20 protein-coding genes are annotated in these 19,565 nt (G+C 45.8%); 7 read left to right on the top strand and 13 right to left on the bottom strand.

Annotated elements, in window-relative coordinates; all coding sequences use genetic code 11:
* Position 1 precedes the first annotated feature (1 nt).
* Complete coding sequence (locus tag R8N28_RS14995) at positions 2–1,150, bottom strand: GGDEF domain-containing protein (RefSeq protein WP_065275587.1); 1,149 nt, start codon at positions 1,148–1,150, stop codon at positions 2–4.
* A 506-nt stretch (positions 1,151–1,656) separates the two neighbouring features.
* On the opposite strand from R8N28_RS14995, the gene R8N28_RS14990 reads away from it, so the two are divergent.
* Positions 1,657–2,997: an MATE family efflux transporter gene (locus R8N28_RS14990; RefSeq protein ID WP_065275588.1), complete on the top strand. Its 1,341-nt coding sequence runs from the start codon at positions 1,657–1,659 to the stop codon at positions 2,995–2,997.
* A 92-nt stretch (positions 2,998–3,089) separates the two neighbouring features.
* Here R8N28_RS14990 and R8N28_RS14985 read toward each other — a convergent pair whose 3' ends face one another.
* From R8N28_RS14985 to R8N28_RS14975, 3 genes are all read right to left on the bottom strand, one after another.
* Positions 3,090–4,769, bottom strand: a complete 1,680-nt coding sequence (locus R8N28_RS14985; RefSeq protein WP_065275589.1) for an RluA family pseudouridine synthase — start codon at positions 4,767–4,769, stop codon at positions 3,090–3,092.
* Positions 4,770–4,886: 117 nt separating this feature from the next.
* Entirely contained in the window at positions 4,887–5,507 is a 621-nt protein-coding gene (locus tag R8N28_RS14980) for a DsbA family protein (RefSeq protein WP_065275590.1), read from the bottom strand.
* Positions 5,501–6,367 (bottom strand): MBL fold metallo-hydrolase, encoded by an 867-nt coding sequence (locus R8N28_RS14975; protein WP_065275591.1) that lies wholly within the window; start codon positions 6,365–6,367, stop codon positions 5,501–5,503. Before R8N28_RS14975 ends, R8N28_RS14980 begins: the two co-directional genes overlap by 7 nt.
* A 126-nt stretch (positions 6,368–6,493) precedes the next feature.
* Between R8N28_RS14975 and R8N28_RS14970 the strand changes: the two genes are divergently transcribed.
* Positions 6,494–7,381 carry a LysR family transcriptional regulator gene (locus R8N28_RS14970; RefSeq protein ID WP_017633830.1) on the top strand — a complete coding sequence of 296 codons (888 nt, stop codon included), beginning with the start codon at positions 6,494–6,496 and terminating at the stop codon, positions 7,379–7,381.
* 94 nt (positions 7,382–7,475) lie between these two features.
* Positions 7,476–8,279 carry a Cof-type HAD-IIB family hydrolase gene (locus R8N28_RS14965; RefSeq protein WP_017633831.1) on the top strand — a complete coding sequence of 268 codons (804 nt, stop codon included), beginning with the start codon at positions 7,476–7,478 and terminating at the stop codon, positions 8,277–8,279.
* A 93-nt stretch (positions 8,280–8,372) separates the two neighbouring features.
* On the opposite strand, the gene R8N28_RS14960 is transcribed toward R8N28_RS14965, so the two are convergent.
* The 5 genes from R8N28_RS14960 to R8N28_RS14940 all read right to left on the bottom strand — a co-directional run bounded on the left by R8N28_RS14960 (position 8,373) and on the right by R8N28_RS14940 (position 12,840).
* On the bottom strand, positions 8,373–8,762 hold the full coding sequence (locus R8N28_RS14960; protein ID WP_005374387.1) for a hypothetical protein: 390 nt from the start codon (positions 8,760–8,762) through the stop codon (positions 8,373–8,375).
* Positions 8,763–8,786: 24 nt separating this feature from the next.
* Positions 8,787–9,884 (bottom strand): GGDEF domain-containing protein, encoded by a 1,098-nt coding sequence (locus R8N28_RS14955; RefSeq protein WP_017821028.1) that lies wholly within the window; start codon positions 9,882–9,884, stop codon positions 8,787–8,789.
* A gap of 5 nt (positions 9,885–9,889) precedes the next feature.
* The gene (locus tag R8N28_RS14950; RefSeq protein WP_005374384.1) at positions 9,890–10,345 is read right to left on the bottom strand and encodes a hypothetical protein; all 456 of its coding nucleotides are present in this window, start codon (positions 10,343–10,345) and stop codon (positions 9,890–9,892) included.
* Positions 10,346–10,789: 444 nt separating this feature from the next.
* Positions 10,790–11,629 (bottom strand): S-formylglutathione hydrolase, encoded by an 840-nt coding sequence (gene fghA / locus R8N28_RS14945; protein ID WP_005374382.1) that lies wholly within the window; start codon positions 11,627–11,629, stop codon positions 10,790–10,792.
* A gap of 62 nt (positions 11,630–11,691) precedes the next feature.
* The gene (locus R8N28_RS14940; RefSeq protein WP_017633834.1) at positions 11,692–12,840 is read right to left on the bottom strand and encodes an S-(hydroxymethyl)glutathione dehydrogenase/class III alcohol dehydrogenase; all 1,149 of its coding nucleotides are present in this window, start codon (positions 12,838–12,840) and stop codon (positions 11,692–11,694) included.
* 293 nt (positions 12,841–13,133) lie between these two features.
* On the opposite strand from R8N28_RS14940, the gene R8N28_RS14935 reads away from it, so the two are divergent.
* Positions 13,134–13,940 carry an arylamine N-acetyltransferase family protein gene (locus R8N28_RS14935; protein WP_005383272.1) on the top strand — a complete coding sequence of 269 codons (807 nt, stop codon included), beginning with the start codon at positions 13,134–13,136 and terminating at the stop codon, positions 13,938–13,940.
* 80 nt (positions 13,941–14,020) lie between these two features.
* On the top strand, positions 14,021–14,893 hold the full coding sequence (locus R8N28_RS14930) for a LysR family transcriptional regulator (RefSeq protein WP_017633836.1): 873 nt from the start codon (positions 14,021–14,023) through the stop codon (positions 14,891–14,893).
* A gap of 99 nt (positions 14,894–14,992) precedes the next feature.
* Here R8N28_RS14930 and R8N28_RS14925 read toward each other — a convergent pair whose 3' ends face one another.
* Both R8N28_RS14925 and R8N28_RS14920 read right to left on the bottom strand, forming a co-directional pair.
* Positions 14,993–15,766, bottom strand: a complete 774-nt coding sequence (locus R8N28_RS14925; protein ID WP_017821025.1) for a siderophore-interacting protein — start codon at positions 15,764–15,766, stop codon at positions 14,993–14,995.
* A 178-nt stretch (positions 15,767–15,944) separates the two neighbouring features.
* Positions 15,945–16,529, bottom strand: coding sequence for a LysE family translocator (locus R8N28_RS14920; RefSeq protein ID WP_062730858.1), 585 nt, complete (start codon positions 16,527–16,529; stop codon positions 15,945–15,947).
* Positions 16,530–16,643: 114 nt separating this feature from the next.
* Here R8N28_RS14920 and R8N28_RS14915 point away from each other — a divergent pair, with 114 nt between their 5' ends.
* Positions 16,644–17,084, top strand: coding sequence for an Lrp/AsnC family transcriptional regulator (locus R8N28_RS14915; protein ID WP_005374369.1), 441 nt, complete (start codon positions 16,644–16,646; stop codon positions 17,082–17,084).
* Between the two features lie 214 nt (positions 17,085–17,298).
* Positions 17,299–18,477: a lytic polysaccharide monooxygenase gene (locus tag R8N28_RS14910; protein ID WP_065275592.1), complete on the top strand. Its 1,179-nt coding sequence runs from the start codon at positions 17,299–17,301 to the stop codon at positions 18,475–18,477.
* 117 nt (positions 18,478–18,594) lie between these two features.
* Here the strand turns inward: R8N28_RS14910 and R8N28_RS14905 are convergent, their stop codons facing one another.
* Entirely contained in the window at positions 18,595–19,215 is a 621-nt protein-coding gene (locus R8N28_RS14905) for an HAD-IB family hydrolase (RefSeq protein ID WP_033907205.1), read from the bottom strand.
* A 37-nt stretch (positions 19,216–19,252) separates the two neighbouring features.
* Positions 19,253–19,564, bottom strand: a complete 312-nt coding sequence (locus R8N28_RS14900; protein WP_005383281.1) for a cupin domain-containing protein — start codon at positions 19,562–19,564, stop codon at positions 19,253–19,255.
* Position 19,565: the final 1 nt, after the last annotated feature.

Raw genomic sequence — 19,565 nt, 5'->3', positions numbered from 1 at the left:
ATTAGCAAGCTTCTGGTACCGCTGGTGCATCAGATGTTGACTGTTCTTCCGTATTGCAGTGCTCATAAAAGGCGTACTGGTTTTTACCAGTATGTTTAGCTGCGTACATTGCTTTGTCTGCACATCGAGTCAATTCAGACAAATCCTTTGCATCTTGCTTATAGATAGCAGCACCTACACTCATCGTTAACTCGTTAATCATATCGTAGCTTCGGTAACCTGTCGGAAACAGATTTACGATCCGTTTTAGGATGCTGTCTAGGTCATCTTTACTTTTTACATCGTAAAGCATGATTACAAACTCGTCGCCCGCAAATCGAGCGATGGAGTAGTCGTGTTTATCTGTTTTTCTGTCTTTGTTGCGAATGTTATTTTTTAATCGAGTTGCGAAGGCTTGAAGTACTTGGTCACCAATATCGTGCCCGTAGGTGTCGTTGATGTGCTTGAAGTTATCGATATCGAGAAAAACCAATGCGGTGATGCTGTCATCAGATGAGTGCTTGATTTCATCGAGCTTTGCGCGCGCCCAAGTCTCAAAGCTCCAGCGATTGGCAAGCCCAGTGAGCTGGTCAAAATATGCTAACTCCTCAATCCCCTCACGATACAGTGTTTGAATGTAATTGAGGACTTTCGTGTAGTAATACGAGAACGTGTGACACACAAACGCGGTCGCTATCAGGGTCAGCATCAATCTCCGCTCTATGATTTCTGTGGCTGTTGGCAGTCGATCTAAAAAAGCGACCCCAAAAAAGATCAGTAAAATGTAGGTGACACTGAACAGCAGACCGACCTTAAACTCATTAATTAATACCAGAGTGGCGACAATAGGATATAGCCATAGCACCTTGCCTGACGGAGCGTCGTTATACAGAAGTAACAATAACCCTTCGAACATTAAGACAGCACTTAGCCATAAGTCGGCGTATTGATGGTGCCGCTGGACTTTTATTACATAACTGATTGCTAAGCATGCCAAGGCACACAAAGCATGGAAAAAGCTTAAGCCCCAGTTATTCTCAAGTGATTGAGCAATGGAACCATAAGTTAAACAGGCAGCGGCGATACTGGAGCATAAAAAGACAATTTTCTTTTTTCTTGTTGAGCGGATGTCCGCCATTTCTTCTAAGCGCGCCCCAGCCAATGTCGACATTACGTATCCTTGCTTAATTAACGTGTACGCTTATTCTAGGCGGTATTTTCGCGATAAATAGAACAACAAAGTTTCCAAATGTGATATCAGTCATTTTTAGTGCAAAGCCATCAGTGTGATTTGGTGCGAGTGTTCAAAGAGGAATGGTAGCGCATGCAGGTTTTCATGACGGTTCTTCATGGCTCTATATGGTTGGACTGATAACTCAAAGTAATGTATCTAGTTAGACGCATTACTATTGATTATCCTGATTCTGTTCGGTGCTTGTTGATTGAGAGTATTGTTCACCAATCTCTGCTCTACTTATCGTTAAGGCATATGTCGTTTCGAAAAGGCATTAGAAATATTTTTCCGAAACAGGGCGAAATATTGTTGTCGTTATGACCAATATGCGACTAGAATCCGCGCTAAATCACAACCTCATATCGAGCTTCGTTCGAGTCACTATTTTTAAACTGCTTCACAAAATTGTGAGGCAGTTTTTAGTTGTAGGAAAGGTTACAAGCATGCCTAAAAGCCAAAACATCAACCAACGAATGTCCATCGTGGCATTAGCTTGGCCAATTCTTGTCGAAATTTTGCTACGGACGGCTTTAGGAACCAGTGACGTGTTCATGCTGAGTGGCTACTCAGACAAAGCCGTATCCGCTGTTGGTGTGATCACGCAGATTACCTTCTTTTTAATCATCGTTTCGACGTTTGTCAGTAGCGGTACGGGGATTTTGATTGCCCAATACAATGGCGCTGGACGCGAGCAAGAGTCAGTGAGCGTTGGTGTTGCGAGTATTGCGTTGTCTGTGCTCGTCGGTGTGCTATTGAGTGTGATTGCCGTGCTTGGTGCGATATACCTACTCCCGTATTACGGCTTGGAAGCGCAAGTCGAGCAGTACGCTCATGAATATCTGCTGATAAGCGGTGCGATGACGTTTAACGTTACGATTGGCGTTGTTTTTACAACTATTCTGCGTAGTCATGGTTATTCACGTTCCCCAATGGTGGTGAATTTGATCTCGGGTGTGTTCAACATCATTGGTAACTATATTGCGCTTTACCAGCCATTTGGTTTACCTGTGTATGGTGTGCAAGGCGTGGCAATAGCAACCGTCGTCAGCCAAATCATCGGTACGTTAATGTTATGGTTTATTCTCGCTCGCAGTAGCATTGAACTACCAATGTCGACTATGAAACAAGTACCGGCAGAGATTTACAAAAAGATCTTAAAAATCGGCGGTATGAACGCGGGTGAAGTGCTGTCTTACAACGTGGCGCAAATCTGCATTGTGTACTTTGTGGTGCAAATGGGGACGGCATCGTTGGCGGCTTTCACTTATGCACAAAACATTGCCCGTTTCTCGTTTGCTTTCGCGTTGGCAATTGGTCAGGCAGCGCAAATTCAGACCGGTTACTACATCGGTAAAGGTTGGGTGAGTAGCATTTTAAAACGCGTACAAATCTACTTCTTAGTGGGGTTTGTGGCATCAACGGCGGCAACCACACTGATTTACCTGTTTAGAGAAGAGATTCTGCGCGTATTTACCGATCAACCAGAGATACTCGCATTGGCAGGTTCGTTAGTCATGGGCTCAATTTTGCTCGAGGCCGGACGTGTGTTTAACCTGATTTTTATCGCGGGGCTCAAAGGCGCGGGTGACATCAAGTTCCCAGTGCAAATGGGGATTTTGAGTATGTGGGGATTAGGCGTGCTTTTCTCTTACATCTTTGGCATCCACTTGGGTTATGGCGTTTTAGGGGCTTGGATGGCAATCGCACTCGATGAATGGGTACGTGGTATCATCATGGCAAGGCGTTGGCGCTCTCAGGTGTGGACCAAGTTTAAGGTGAGCTAACGGTTTTCGGTATCGCGCATCACGCTTATTCTGGTTAGAAAAAAAAGGCACTGATAGTCAGTGCCTTTTTGTTATTTAAACTTGGGAAGACGTTAGAATTCGCACTCAGCTTGGAACACCATGCGTTCTTTGCTGTATGGATGATCCAGCTCTAGCATCTCAGCATGCAGGTGCAAGCGATTCGCTTTTTCGCCGTATAAACCATCACCAACCATCGGCATGTTTAACCCCATGTGATGAGCACTGTGTACACGTAGTTGGTGAGTTCTCCCTGTTTTCGGATACATGTATACCTTGCTGCGTCCATCTTTGACTTCAATCAGTTGCCAGTAGGTTTCTGCATGTTTCCCGTGTTCAAAACACACCAGTTGACGTGGGCGGTCGTCGGGGTCACCACGCATTGGCAGTGAAATTTCCCCTTCAGGCTCGTTTAATACGCCTTCGAGCAGTGCCATATAACGTTTTTTTACGCCGCGAGCCATAAACTGTTTTTGCAGACTTTTGTTCGCGCGCTTGGTTAAGGCAAACACCAAAATGCCAGAGGTCGCCATGTCGAGGCGATGAATCACAAACGGCCCTTCCACATCAGGGTACATCGCTTGTAGGCGCGTATAAGCAGAGTCCTTGATAGTTTTACCAGGCACTGAAAGTAAGCCCGAGGGCTTGTTGACGACGACCATAGCGTCGTCTTGGTAGATTATCTCTAGTTCTTTGTCTTCTGCCCAATTCTCCGCCAATGGATTAGGTTCGACATCCAGCCCTTGCATCATATGGCCCAAAATCGGCTGACATTTGCTATTACACGATGGGTAGAATTTTTTGTGTTGGCGAACTTCAGACTTTGGCGACACACCCCACCAAAATTCTGCCAACGCCAGCGGTTTGAATCCGTGTTTAAACGCGTATTGGAGCAGTTTTGGCGCAGCACATTCCCCCGCACCTGCTGGTGGAACTGGGTTTGTGGTGTCTGCAAAAATGTCCACCAAGTCGCGTGCTTCGCCATGGCTGTTTAGGAAGCGGTATTGTTTATGCAATTTGTGCTGTAAAGCGTTGGAGAGCGTTTTGCGCTGCTCTTTCAGGTGAGCAAGTTGCTGCTCTAACTCGGCCAATCGCGCTTCTTTGATTGCAAGCTTTTCATCCCACGCTTGCTTTAAGTATTTGAGAACGTTTTTCTCAGCGACACTTTGCTTACCCAACTCATCCAACAAGATTTTGAGATCATCGGCATTGAGCGTTTGCTCGCCCTGTTGGCGCTGTCGCTTGCGTGCGGCGCGGCCATCAATCATCACTTGGCGCTGTGTTTGCTCCTCTTGCTGATAAGCGGCTCGGTCGGCTTGGATTTGCGCTTTAAGATCCGCTAATTCCGGATTCGCGGCACAGGTTTTGTACTCCGCATTGGCGGCGTTGATGGCATCCGTTTCTGCGCGGAAGAAGCCTTCATCGGTCAGCATGTCGTACACAGGAGGGACAAATCCTGGAATCAAGTTTTGGTCAGCAATTTTGCCAGAAAACGCACTTAAAAAGCCGAGATCGCCTTGAGAGCTTTCTACCAGCAATACGCCAAACATTTTGCCTCGCCCCGTTTCTTCATTAACCAAACCAAAATCGTGTTCGAAGTCGGTTTGCGCTAATAAGTGCTGTTGCAATTGCTTTGCAGCCATAACGCAAAGAGGATGCGGCGTGTAGTAGAACGGAAACGTAAACTGCGTTGGTAATTCATAGTCAGAAGTATCAGCAGTAAAACGAGTAAAACAATGTTCAGGCGAGTGCATGGTGGGTATCCGCGCGAGTAAAAAATCGAGCGAGGATTGTACCTGTTTGAGTCAGGATTGCCATGTCGGTGTTGGCACTCGCTCTTGGATTAAGAACAAGAGCGAGTGGGGAAGAGCTTATTGCAGTTTTTGTAATGCCAGCTTCCACTGTGCCGGTTTGTCGTAGTAGGCCGAGTGCGGCAAGGTCAGGTACTCGCCATTTACTTCTGCAATCAGGGTTGGATAGCCACCAACGTGTAACTGGCGCATCAACTGTCGGCTAGAGCGAATTTTCTCATCTAGATCGGCTTCGCTTAACGTCATGTTTTGCTCCCACACATCGTTTGCTAAACCTAGCGATTCTGCAATGGCTTTGAGCGTCGATGCTTCATTCACTTTTAACCCGAGCTGATAATGCGCGGATTGGATGGCCTTTAGCATGTGCCATGGATTCAGCCCCATTTTCTCCGCACTCAAGATCGCTTGTGTTGGTAGATAAGAATCAAGAACAAACGCATCTTCGCTTTTCACGCGTTGCAGATATGCTTCACCAAACGTTGCTCCGGTTTCGGTTGCGATACGAGCGTCACTGTTGATGATGTGCTGACGAAATTCAGGCTCAATCGCGCTTTTCTCAATCATGCCGCCGGGATGAAGCTCCACCTTAAATTGAGAGGTGTCCATCAAGGCTTCGATGAGTGGTGATGCCCCGTAGCACCAACCACACATGGGATCGAAGAAGTAATGCACGGTTACCATGACATTTCACCAGTATGCACTTTTGCACCGATTTCTAGCGCGATTGGCAATTGAGCTTCTGGGTATTTCGCTGACATGGTGTCAATGAGTTGAGCGCTGTTATTGCTGTGTTTTTTCGCTTGCTGAAAATCCTGCAAGTATTGTTGCGAGTAGCGAATGGTGTCTGCGTTCAGCTTTGTGCCTGCTTTCATGTGACCAGGAATGACCACTTGAGGTTTAAGCGCAAGCATCTCGCTAAGCTGCTGCTCCCAAGCATTGATAGCGGTTTGGTCTGCGGCATCGGCCATCCACAAATGTACGTTTGAGTACACGGCTACGTTACCTAGAATCGCTTTGTTATCTGGAATCCATAGGTAAGGGCGGTGTGCTGATGTGCCATGGTTACCACGAATTTCAATCTTATGACCTTCTAGCTCCAATGATGCTTTATCGTACGCGACAGGGATCACTGGTTTTACCGGTGCGTTTGCGCCCAGCTTTGGTCCCCAGTACGCCAGCTTTCCAGCCAATTTTTCTTTAATAATTTTTTGAACCGCAGGCGTTGCGATGATCTGCGCATCAGGAAACTGTTGGTGTAAGGCCTCTGCGCCAAAGTAGTAGTCTGGGTCCGCTTGGCTGATAAAAATGGTTTTAAGCGTTTTGCCTGAGTCCAACACTTTAGCGGCAATGCGCATCGCGTCAGCTTTGGTGAAGCCAGTGTCGATGACCATGGCGTCAGTCTCACCGTATACCAAGGTTGAGTTTACGTGGAAGCTGTTACCGTCGGCGTTGTAAACCTCAAGAGTAAGGGGAGAGTGGTTTGCCGCTAGGACAGGGTTTGCCATTAAAACGGATGCAGCAATCAAAGTAAATTTTTTCATAATAAGCTCCTAAAGAATTTGGGGCCAAGCGACGATGGCTTGGGAACGGGAGCTATATTAGGAAATTGATACGCTCGGAAAAATACACAATAATGTGCATCACTATTTCTTATTTCGAGCAAATTTATGGACAGAGTAACGGCAGCAAAAGTGTTTGTGGATGTGGTGTATTCTGGCAGTTTTACCGCGACCGCAGAGCGGTTAGACATGTCTCGGCCAATGGTAACTCGTTATGTAGAGGCTATGGAGAACTGGCTGCAAACTCGTTTGTTACACCGCACCACGCGCAAGGTGTCCCTCACCACCGCAGGGGAGCGCAGCTTGCCTCAGATTGAGCGCTGGTTAAAACAGGCCGATACATTAACGTCGAACATTGCCGTTGATGGTGAGCTGTCCGGAAAAATCCGTCTTGCGTCTAGTACTTCATTTGGATTCTCACAGTTGATCCCCGTAGTAAACAGTTTTATGCAAAAGCACCCCAAAGTGTATATCGACATAGATCTGCAAGATTCAGTGAGTGATCTAACCGAACAACGCATCGATCTGGCGATCCGAATTGCGTCAGATCCCGATCCTTCTTTGATTGGTAAGCCGATTGCGGTGTGCGAATCGGTGTTGGTGGCATCACCGCAATATTTGCAAACTCACCACGCGATTGCGCATCCGCGAGATTTATCTTCACACGACTGTTTGGGATACAAAAACTTTGAGCGTCACGTGTGGCATTTGTCTCAGGGCGACCAGTTCGAATCGGTGGGAATTGAGTGTCGCCTAACCAGCAATGAGGCCACGGCGTTATTGCATGGCGCTTTACAAGGCATGGGTATTTCGATGTTGCCAACTTACTTGAGCAATATCTATCTCAAATCGGGTCAGCTTGAGTCGGTGTTGCCGGATTGGAAGCCAAATGATCTCAACATTTACGCGCTGTATTCATCACGTAAACACTTGTCTCCTGCGGTGAGAGCTTTCATCGATCACAGTGAAGATTACTTTAAACAGCATCCTTGGTAATAGCGAAAGGCGTCGTCATCCCGACTTGAGATTCATACAAGATCCTGTACCTTACATGGATATATTTTCGCAGCGTCATTTAGAGTTTTAGTTAATGTCACAAGTTCGCATCAAATTTATTGCTTCCGATATGGATGGCACATTGCTTGACCAATACGGTCGTTTGGATCCAGAGTTTTTCGATCTGTTTTTGCAACTGGAAGAGCAAGGTATTTTGTTCTCCGCTGCGTCTGGTCGTCAGTATTACAGTCTGCGAGACACGTTCGCGCCAATCAAAGACAGACTGTTGTATGTGGCTGAAAACGGCACCTTAGTGATGTACCAAGACAATGAGCTCTACAGTTGTACCATTCCTAAAGCGGAAGTGTTGGAGATTGTGAAAGCGGCTCGTGAGATTGACGGGGCGAACATCGTATTGTGTGGCAAGCGCTCGGCGTACATCGAAACGCATGATCAGCAATCGCTGGAAGAATTTCAAAAGTACTACCACCGCTGTGAATATGTGCCGGATTTGCTTGAGGTCGAAGACGAGTTTATTAAGGTAGCAATTTGTCACTTTGACGGTTCGGAAGAGCTCCTGTTCCCGACCATGAACGCGAAGTTTGGCGCAACGCATAAAGTCGTAGTGAGCGCAAAAATCTGGCTGGATGTGATGAATGCCGAGGCCTCTAAAGGTGCGGCCATTCAGCATCTTCAAGAGACGATGAATTTTACTCCGGCAGAAACTATGACGTTTGGTGACTACCTCAATGACCTCGAAATGCTGCAAGTCAGTGAGCATTCGTACGCGGTTGCCAACGCGCACGAAGAGATTAAGAAAATTGCTCGTTATTCTGCGCCAAGCAACCAAGAGGCTGGGGTACTCAAAGTGATTAAAGAGAAAGTATTAGCGAAGTAACGCTCATTCTTTCGATGTTATTTTCTTCTTCACGTAAAAAGCCCCGCAGTGTATGCGGGGCTTTGTTTTTTTGGGGGGAGTAAGGTTCCCGTTTTAGCGTACGTACTTGGCGGTTGCACTGACTAAAAAGTGTTGCAATTTCCCGTCTGATTTTGGCACCCACAAGTCGTTATGATAATGGTAAATACGGCCATTGACGGTCACAGACAAGGTATTATCACCCGTTTTCTCCATGCGAATAAACTGATCCGAAGTGACCAAAAACGGCTCTTGCTCTTCAATGCTCTGGCCCGTTGCCAATACGAAGTAGCCGAATCGGTTGCCAGCATCCGGATCGGTTGAGTAGATTCGATGTCCAACGAGGCTGTAGTCGTCGTTGAGTGCCTGCTCAAGCGTTTTTTGCCCGATGGTTTCGTGCGATGGAATAAATACCCAAGCCAACACACCTGCCGCAATGACTGCCAGTAGAAGCAGTACTTGCATGAACTTTCTCATCATATATACCGTTTAACGTTGAAATTTCATTTTGTACATGCGCTTATCCGCTATGCTGATAAGAAAGTCAACATTGTCACTGTCTTTAGGGTATTGCGCTAAGCCCATGCTTGTTGAAAGTGTTGAGACTTTATCGGAGTTTAATATTTGTGCATCAAAGACGGTATTTATCTGCTCACGTACGTTCTCTTCATTGAGATGTTCACCTTCAAGGATAACCGCGAACTCATCTCCTCCCATGCGATAAACAGTAAAATCATTGAGTGTCATAGAATTAAGCCGCCTAGCGATTTCCCGCAGTACAGTGTCGCCAACTTGGTGTCCGTGTGTGTCGTTGATTTCTTTAAAACCATTTAAATCTAGAATCCAGAGAGAAAAGGGCCTTTTTTCTTGAGTAAATTTGTTTAGGGTAATGAATAGTGCATTGCGGTTCCCTAGGTTCGTCAAAGGGTCGCTGAGCGCCAATTTTCTATGAAAATGGGATTCACGATAAAAGAAATAAGTTAGAGAGATAATCGACAAAACGAACGTCGCAAACAACATATATTGTGCTTGCATTAAGCGCTGGGTTTGACCTTTTTGTGCTTCATAAGCTTTACTGCTTAGACGGAAGTTTTGATTAACGAAGTCTATTAAGCCTAAATATAGTGTTTGAGTTGAACGATAAAATGCAGCAGCAGCTTGGCTATCACCTGTTCTAGCTTCTACTAGTTGTTTTTCTAGCTCTTTGAACTCTTCAAAAAGGTTAATGAAGTAAAGGTGCATGTTGTTCCGAGAAAAGAACTTATTGGCTTTCGTGCTACTGGTCAATAAGTCAAAGCGACTCCACGCTAACTCGTATTGAAGCTCTGCACCATCAATATTCAATACGTTTTCATCTAACCGTCTGGCCTCGCCGACAAGTTCTGATAGTTCTTTGGAGAGTTGGAATAAAAACCAAGTCGCTTGTTTTTGTTCGTTATTAAAATTTTGTGAGAGTGAACGTGTTTGCTGTAAAAGCACGACATTCGCGAGAAGCAAAGAAACGGCAAACACCACCAGCAGCATTTTGCTGGTGGTAGAATATTGCAATATTCTTTGTTTCTTAGAATAGGGTTCTGATAACTTCATTCTTATTATTTTTCTTTTATTTCATTTACTTGCCATACCATTTGCGCATGATATTTATTGTAGTTTAGCTCTGGATAGAGATTGAGTGGATATATCACCCAGAAAGGGCCTTTATTCCTGACTTTTATGTAATTCTGATCTTGTTGATAAGCCAGTATTGGTTGATATCGAAGAATATCTTGTCGGGACAATGTCGAGTGATAGTCGTTTAAGCTGCTGATATCAACCTGCTCTGGTACCTTTCCATAGACGTGTGTAAGAAGCGTGCTGAGTTTAACGCCTAAAAACTCTGACGAGGCAGGAAGCCAAGGCAATGTCATCGTGTAGCTAGTGGTAGGTAAAGCTTGGATCTCTTCCAGTTCCAGTATGACACTAGGCTGCTGGCTACTACTAAATACGATCGTATTTGCAGACAAGAATGGCGCAACAAAAAACAGACCTAGCGCGACTATCTTTTTCATCATATGCCCTTTTGAGTTTTATTCTTTTTTCTTAGCTAGGACAAAGGTGCTAGCGGTAATTTATTTATAATTATAGAGCCAACCGGATGAGATTTTATAATACGTTATGTTTCAAAAATAACTGTCGGTTTACGTCACGTCAAGGTTATTAAGTTGCTTCTTAATTAAAAGCTCAGAGTATTGGGATGATGGTAGAGTTTCGTAATGATTTCGCGGTATTTAATTGGTTTTTAGTGCAACTTTGTTTCATTTTTAATAAAGATACTGTGTCGGAAATGAGAATTTAATAAGGCGAGAAATGGACGTCGAATTTGTTCTTAAGTTACATTATTTTACATATTTAAATCATCGATATTCAGATATGTATTTGTTAGTACGTAAAGAAAATAAAGTCACCTAGTTTTGGTGACTTTATTTTTTATTTCATGAGCTTACTTAAATTAACTATGCAAACAAATATTTTGCATGGAAGTTGAGGTGCTCTTCAATAAAGCTTGAGATGAAGTAATAGCTATGGTCATAGCCTGGTTGCATTCTCAAGGTTAGGTTTGAATCGTGTATTTTTGCCGCAGCAATCAGCGCTTCCGGTCTAAGCTGCTCATTTAAGAAGCCATCAGCATCACCTTGATCAACCAAAATTGGCAATGGTGATTGTTGTTGTTTTAGAAGTTCACTTGCATCGTATTGCTTCCAGCTTTCAAGCTCCTTGCCTAAGTAAGCAGTAAAGGCTTTTTGTCCCCAAGGGCATTGCATTGGGTTACTGATTGGACTGAACGCTGAAATAGAACGGTACTGTTCTGAATTTTTCAGACCAATGGTGAGCGCTCCGTGGCCGCCCATACTGTGACCGGAAATTGACTTCACGTCAGAGACTGGGAAGTTACTTTCGATGATCGCAGGCAACTCCTCAGTCACATAGTCGTACATACAGTAATGCAGTGACCAAGGTGCTTGCGTCGCATTAAGGTAAAAGCCAGCTCCTTTTCCTAGGTCATAGCTTTCGTCGTCAGCGATACCTTCGCCTCTCGGACTTGTGTCTGGTGCAATGATCGCAATGCCAAGCTCGGCCGCCATACGAAATGCGCCCGCTTTCTGCATAAAGTTCTCATCGGTACACGTTAAACCAGAGAGCCAGTATAGCGCGGGTACGGGATTTGATTTCGTTGCGTTAGGTGGCAAGAATATCGCGAAGCGCATGGTGCAGTTTAGGGCATTGGATTCGTGTGTATATTGCTTGTGCCAACCGCCAAACACTTTGGCTTGGCTTACATTTTCAATGGTCATGAATAAACTCTCTAATTAGCAGAAGGAATTCAGGCTCCCCAAAAGGAGAGCCTGAGGCAGCATTATTGATCCATATGGATAACTGTTCGGATGCTCTTACCTTCATGCATCAGATCAAACGCTTTGTTGACGTCTGCTAATCCCATTGTGTGGGTAATGAACTCCTGTAAGCCGAATTCACCAGCCATGTAACGGTTTACGATTTCTGGAAGCTCAGAGCGACCTTTAACGCCACCGAAAGCGCTGCCACGCCATACGCGACCAGTTACTAGTTGGAACGGACGAGTTGAGATCTCTTGACCTGCACCAGCAACACCAATGATGACTGACTCACCCCAACCTTTGTGACAGCACTCAAGTGCTTGACGCATCACGTTTACGTTACCGATACATTCGAATGAGTAGTCAACACCACCGTCTGTCATTTCAACAATCACTTCTTGAATTGGCTTGTCGAATTTTTGTGGGTTGATTACGTCAGTTGCACCAAGTTGTTTCGCTAGGTCGAATTTGCTTTCGTTGATGTCTACACCGATGATGCGGCTGGCACCAGCCATGCGAGCACCGATGATTGCAGAAAGACCGATACCGCCGAGACCAAAGATTGCCACTGTGTCGCCTTTTTCAACTTTAGCTGTGTTTAATACCGCACCCATACCAGTGGTTACGCCACAACCTAGAAGACAAACTTCTTCAAGTGGTGCTTCTTTGTTTACTTTCGCTAGTGAGATTTCTGGAAGAACCGTGTACTCAGAGAAAGTAGAACAACCCATGTAGTGGAAGATAGTTTCGCCGTTGATAGAGAATCGGCTTGTGCCATCTGGCATTAGGCCTTTACCTTGCGTTTCACGAACGGCCTGACATAGGTTCGTTTTGCCAGATTTACAGAACTTACACTCACCACATTCAGCAGTGTAAAGTGGGATAACGTGGTCGCCAACTTCAACGCTTGTTACGCCTTCGCCAACCATTTCAACGATACCGCCACCTTCGTGACCAAGGATTGAGGGGAAGATACCTTCTGGATCGTCACCTGATAGTGTGAATGCGTCAGTGTGACAAACACCAGTTGCTACGATGCGTACTAGCACTTCGCCGGCTTTTGGAAGTTGTACATCAACTTCTTCCATTTTAAGCGGCTCACCTGCAGCCCAAGCGACCATTGCTTTTGATTTTATGTGAGTTTGACCAGGTTTGATTTCAAGCGACATTGGATGTTTCCTTTATATTTTCAGTATATGGAGTGACGTAATAAGCGTAGTTAAGGTTTGCTTACCGCGCTTCGTCGTTTTGTTGGTGCTCATTTTAGGTGTTTCAGTAAAAATGATAATCCGTCCATTTTGAAAATGATTTTTACATATGCGTAATAATGATAAGGTGAGCGTGTAAAAAGAGTGCGATGCCTCCTTAAAGCGGAAGGGAAATGGAAAAGGTGATTGACCTGAAGTTAGATAGAGGGGCTAAAGTAGAAAGCAGTCAAACCATCAGCTAAGTAAGAGTGATTATGAATAAGACGGATCTGAGTGCCTATTTAACCAAGCTAGGCTTGCCTAGTGAATTGCCCGCCGATTTGGAGTCATTGCACAGAGTTCACGTGGCGCAGCATCGTTGCCTGCCGTTTGAGAATTTTGACATCGCATTGCAGCGAGGCGTCTCTGTTGAGATTGAAGATATTATTCAAAAAACCGTGTACCACTCTCGCGGTGGTTACTGCTTTGAATTAAATGGTTTAATGCTTGATGTGCTCAACACTCTTGGGTTTGAAGCGCGAAGTTTGCTAGGGCGTGTACATGTGTCTGGTACACCAACAGGTCGTAGTCATCAAATCACGTTAGTGACGTTAGAGGAACAAACATGGATTGTCGATGTGGGTTTTGGCTCCAATACCCCTCGAGCGCCATTGCCATTTATCCTTGACCAAGTGATTCAGACGGATTTACAAACCTTCCGTTTTGTCAAAGATGCTCAGTTTGGTTATTTCCTCCAAGTGCTTTCAACCGATGGAACGGACGTGTGGAACAATCTATACAGCTTTGACCTAGAGTTCGTGTGTGCTGGTGACATTGCATGTAGCAACTTTTTTACCTCGACTTCGCCTAATTCGCGTTTTACTAGCGCAAGAGTCGCTGCTAGAGCGACAGAAAGTGGGTTGGTGACGCTGCTTAACTACACACTCAGATGCACCAATCATGAAGAGCTAACAGAAATAGAGCTAGAGCCAGGTCAAACCTACCTGGATGCGTTGAAAGAATATTTTGGCATTGAGCTTGATGCGCAATACGACGATCTTCGTCCGTTACCTGACGCGTAAAGTTTTCCAGTTTTCAAAGCGTAGCGCGACGAGAACAATGTAATCACTATTTGTCTAGAAGAGGTCGACAGGAATACAGCATGGCGAATTGGGAAGGAGTCAGCGAGTTTGTTGCCGTAGCGGAAACTAACAGCTTTACAGCTGCCGCGGCTAAACTGAAAACGTCAGTGGCACAAATCAGTCGCCGCGTATCGGCACTTGAAGAGCGTCTTGCGGTTAAGTTACTGCATCGCACGACGAGAAAAGTTTCTCTGTCTGAAGCTGGACAGCTTTATTATCAGCAGTGCAAACATTTGGTCGAAGGGCTAGAACTGGCCGAGCTTGCCGTAACGCAAATGCAGACCGAACCGCGAGGTTTGCTGCGTGTGACAGCGCCTGTGACCTATGGGGAAATGAACCTCGCGCCGCTCTTGCATCAGTTTTTGGAGAAGTACCCGCGTGTGGACCTCGATTTAGTTCTGACCAATCAAAAACTGGATTTGATAGAGCAAGGGGTAGACGTGGCGATTCGTCTTGGCCGCCTGCAAGACTCCAGCATGATCGCAAAGCGTCTTTCGTCGCGTCAAAATTACGTGTGTGCTAGCCCTATGTATTTGGAGCGATTTGGCGAGCCTCACACATTATCCGAACTGGCTCGACATCAGTGCCTAGTTGGTTCGGTCGATTATTGGCATTTTAAGGAAAATAAACGCGATAAGTCTTTGCGTGTGTCGGGGAGGATTAAATGCAATAGTGGTTTTGCGCTAATGGGCGCCGCCAAACGTGGTTTGGGTTTAGTGCAGTTGCCAGACTATTACGTTCAAGAAGCTCTAGATAACGGTGAGCTAGTCGAGGTGCTGACCGATTACCGAGACGACCGTGAAGGCATTTGGGCACTGTATCCACAAAGCCGAAATTTATCGCCCAAAGTGAGGTTGTTGATCGACTTTTTAGCGCAGGAACTAGCGGATTAGAGTTTTCATGAACTTTAATACAACTGAAGTCGCTAAAACGCCCGGTGATGCCGGGCGTTTTTATTGGGATAAGCGCTTGAACTGGAAATAAATGAACCACTATTGGTTGGATTCCGCGTCTTCACGTTTAATCACTTTGTGCCCATCTTCAGACACGCCTTGCTTCCAATAGCTGCTGATGTAGATATTCTCGCGATCGACTTCTTTCTCATTGCGGAAATATTGGCGCAGCGCGCGCATTGAATCGAACTCACACGCACACCATACCGAAGCGTTACCGTCTAACCACTCGAGTTCGCGAACGCTATCAGCCAAGGTTTGCTGTTCAGTTAGCCAAATCAACTCCATACCGGCTGGCGTGTTTAGGGGTTGAATGTCGGCTGGAGACATCACGCTGATCACAGCGTAGCCTTTGGCCTCTTCTGGCAGCGTACGAATTTTCGCAGAAAGTGCTGGAAGTGCTGTCATATCGGCAGCCATGAAGAACCAATCCGCCTCAGTATTTAAGTTGGAGATGCTACCTGGCCCAACAATGCTGATCGTGTCGCCTTTTTGCGCGGCCATTGCCCAACGCGCTGCAAATCCGCATTGCAGATCTTGCGTTACGTGTCGGACGAAATCCACTTCGATTGAACTGGTTTCTGGATGAAAGCGTCGGATAGTGTAGGTGCGCATGATTGGTCGGTCGTCTTCTGGCAGGATGCTCAGATCCGCGCCGCCCATATCGTTAAACAGTAATTTGATGTAACTGCCTTCGCAGTCACGAGGAAAGTGGCTCAGCGCCTCACCTTGCAAGGTAATGCGCTGCATGTTTGGAGTGATGGTTTCTGTGTCTGTGACAACAAGCGTTTTAGGTTGAGGCTTCTTTTTCATTGTTACTTTACTCGATAATTATTCTCTTTCTCATTTAAAGATTATCAAGTTCCCTAACAAGAGGGTAGCGTCTTTAAACAAATTTACACTGTGAATTAACGCCAAAGCCTCAAGCAAAATGCAGTATCTGTCCTTTCCCAATTACGTAAAGTGAGTCGTTTTTTAACCCAAAATAGACTTATATCATTGGAATCGTAGACAAAAGCAACAGCGCAGCCATGCTGTAGTTGAACCCCTTAACGCGTTTATCGGTGGTCAACCAACGCTGCAATTGCATACCTGCCGCCGTCCAAAATGTTACCGATGGCAAGTTAGCTAAGCAGAAGATACCGGCGATAAAAGTCAGTTCGAGCCATGCACCGCCACTGCTGTATACCGTAATGGCCGTCAACGCCATCGACCAACCTTTTGGGTTCACCCATTGGAATGCGACAGCCCCTAAAAAAGACATTGGGCGAAAATCGTGTTTTGCTTCGGTTTTGTCGCTGGTGGCGATTTTGTACGTCAAGTACAGCAAATAACTCAAGCTCAACACTTTCAAAATGGAGTGTGTAATTGGATATGCGTGGAACAGGCTCATCAAGCCAATGCCCACCAAAATTAGCATGGCACCAAAGCCAAAGGTAATGCCCAACATATGTGGGATAGTGCGTTTAAAGCCGACATTTGCCCCTGAGGTCATCAACATAATGTTATTGGGACCCGGCGTAAAAGTGGAGACAAAAGCGAACAACGCCAAAGCGCCCAGTTGATGATATTCCATAGATTGTTCCTTGAATCAGTTCTCGATAAGTAAAGAACAACTATAAGTAGAAATGAGGTCAATATTGTGCTTTTATTTGATGATTAGAAACCAAATAAGCAATGAAACATCATCATGGATAGATTTGACGAAAGAATATTGCAAGTGCTTAAACGCGACGGAAGAATCTCCAATGTAGAGCTGTCGGAACGCGTTGGTTTATCTCCATCTGCCACCTTACGCCGAGTGCAAGATTTAGAGCGTAAAGGCGTGATCAAAGGCTACCGAGCAGTACTGGATAATCAGCAACTTGGCGTGGGTTTTGTCGCTTATGTGTCGATTGGTTTGGCCTCGCACTCTAAGCAGGCACAGCTGGGTTTCGAAGAGCATGTGCGTTTTGTAAACGAGGTGGTGGAATGTCACAACATTACGGGATCTAACGAATATCTCATACGCGTAGAGACGCAAGATCTCGCCGCTTATAAAGCGTTCCATGCTGATGTGTTGGGTGAGTGCGAACACGTCAAGTCGATCACAACGATGGTGGTGATGGACACACCAAAAGACGAGCGATAGCCAAACGAGAGTGACAGTTTTTGTGGCACATGAATTTGAAGTGACTCGAAAGAGTCAGTCGAGTATGAGAATGGTTCACAACAAATGCTGGAAAGCAGATGGCACTCTTACAATTTCCATATTTATTCTCACCTTCTAAATAATCCCATCCTGCTAGTTTTGCTTAAACCGCTTGTGTTTCAGAGCGGCGAGTCAGCAAAATTAAGGATGAACGATGAAATCACATGTAACACTTCCTCTTTTGAGCTTAAGCGCTGTTGCCGCATTGAGCTCATTTAACGTCAACGCCCACGGCTGGGTAGAATTTCCAAGTGCTCGTCAGAATACGTGTTATTTAGACGGTGGTTTTTGGACCAACGAGATCCCTAACCAAGCGTGTAAAGCGGCTTTTGAAGAATCTGGCGCGTATCCGTTTGTGCAGCGTAGCGAAATTGCAGCAAACGTACCAAATTACCGAGATATGGAGCATGTGAAAGCCGTGGTTCGCGACGGTGAGCTATGTTCTGCTGGCGATACAGCTAAGAAAGGCTTGAACATTCCTTCTCCAAACTGGCAGCGCACCAATGTTACGCCAGATGCAAATAACCAGATTGAATTGGTGTTTTACGGCAAAGCGCCGCACAACCCATCGTACTGGGAATTCTATCTCACCAAGCCAACTTATGATGATTCAAAACCTCTTACTTGGAGTGATTTAGAGCTGATCGACACCGCAGGTGATGTGTATGTTGATGCGGAAAAACGCTACCGTATTCAGGTGACTTTCCCTGCTGATCGTTCGGGCGATGCGGTACTTTACACTCGTTGGCAGCGTATTGATGTCGCTGGGGAAGGTTTCTACAACTGTAGTGACATTACGTTAAACGGAACAGGCACGACGCCACCGACTGACCCTGTTGATCCAACCGAACCGGGCAATAATCTGACATCTCTAGGCTACTTTGTTCAGCAAGGTTTTGGGCCAGTAGAGTCTGGCGATACGGTGCGTTTTCGTACGTTTAATGCGACAGGCAATGAAATTGTCGATATTTTACTACCAATCAGTGCAAACAATACGGCGACTTGGGCGGCAGAAATTGCGGATCAATTTAATGCGCAGCAAACGGGCGATTGGTACGTGGGCATTTGGCATCAAGAGATGAATCACTACATGTTCGATAGTAACAACGTGAATGCGAACCAAGTATTAGCGCCAAGCGCAGACTTCAGTTATGCGTTGTCACTGATCAAAGCGGATGTACCGCCACCAGTTGAACCAACCAACTTGTGGGACAAGACGGCTGTTTACGACCAAGGTGATGTGGTGACGCACAACGGTAAAGAATGGACCGCTCAGTGGTGGACGTCTGGTGAGGAACCAGGCACAACGGGTCAATGGGGGGTATGGCGTTAAGCCAGTTATTCGGGCCCTGATCAATAAAACCCTTCTCATGTGAGAAGGGTTTGTTTTTTTTAGCCTAAAACGATCACTTTGGTCGAGTGGTTGCCTTGAAAATCAGAGCACATATCGTTATTCGCTTGCTCTCCACTCGCTCCAGTTGAGCATCGCGTAGTCTGCCAGTTTGAGCATCGGAATGTCTTCGTGTGTATCACCGTAGGCATAAACAGACGCAAACTCGTCGAGCGAAAACGCCGCCTTCACGCGCGAGACTTTTCTTTCTAAACTGCAATCACCTTGCTGGTAAAAGCCACTCAGTTTTGGCTGCTCTGAGATCAGTTCACTGCACAGCAAGTGGTAACCGTTCGCTTCACACCAAGGCTTGAGATACGCATTGAGTGATGCCGACACCACCACAATGGTATCGCCTCTGTGTTGATGCCAAGCCAGCCTTTCCATCGCTTCTGGCCGTAAGTACAGCGGGATCACTTCATGGGCAAACTGAGTGCCAATCGCTTCAATTTTCTGCGTTTCTTTCCCTGAAAATGCAATAAAACTGCTGAGAGGACGCATAACACGAGCGGGTAACACTCCGAGTTTGTACAGCGCATAAAATGGCATGATAGCGACCTTTCCTACTCGTTTGCGCAGGCCATAAGCAGAATAGTGGAGGAAAAGGCTAAACATATCCTCTCGGGTGATGGTGCCATCAAAATCAAACAGTGCCAGTGACGGCTTAGTAGTATCGAGCAAACTCGCGCCTATTTTTTGGTTTAAGATCGTTTTGTGTTTATTGATAAAACACCGCCAACCAGATGGTTTCTTGCGTTGGGTCAGTCCAGCTCACTTTGTGTTTGGTATGAGCTGGAATCGTAACGTGATCGCCTGCCTCAAGTCGTTGCACTACACCTGATTCAAAAGTCAGCTCTCCAGCTCCTTTAAGAACCAAGACCCATTCATGTTCTTCTTGATCGTACCAGCCACTTTCGGGCGAGGTTTGCCCCGTTGAGACAATGCGTTCTATACGCAGGTTTTTGTGGGTCAGCAGGTCTTCGAACACTTCCTCGTCGAGGTTATTCGGTAAGTCTTTAAACAGGTTCATG

It is taken from the genome of Vibrio sp. Vb1554, assembly GCF_033344235.1.
Note: the sequence above shows the minus strand (reverse complement) of the source record. Positions and strands in the feature narration are given on the sequence as shown.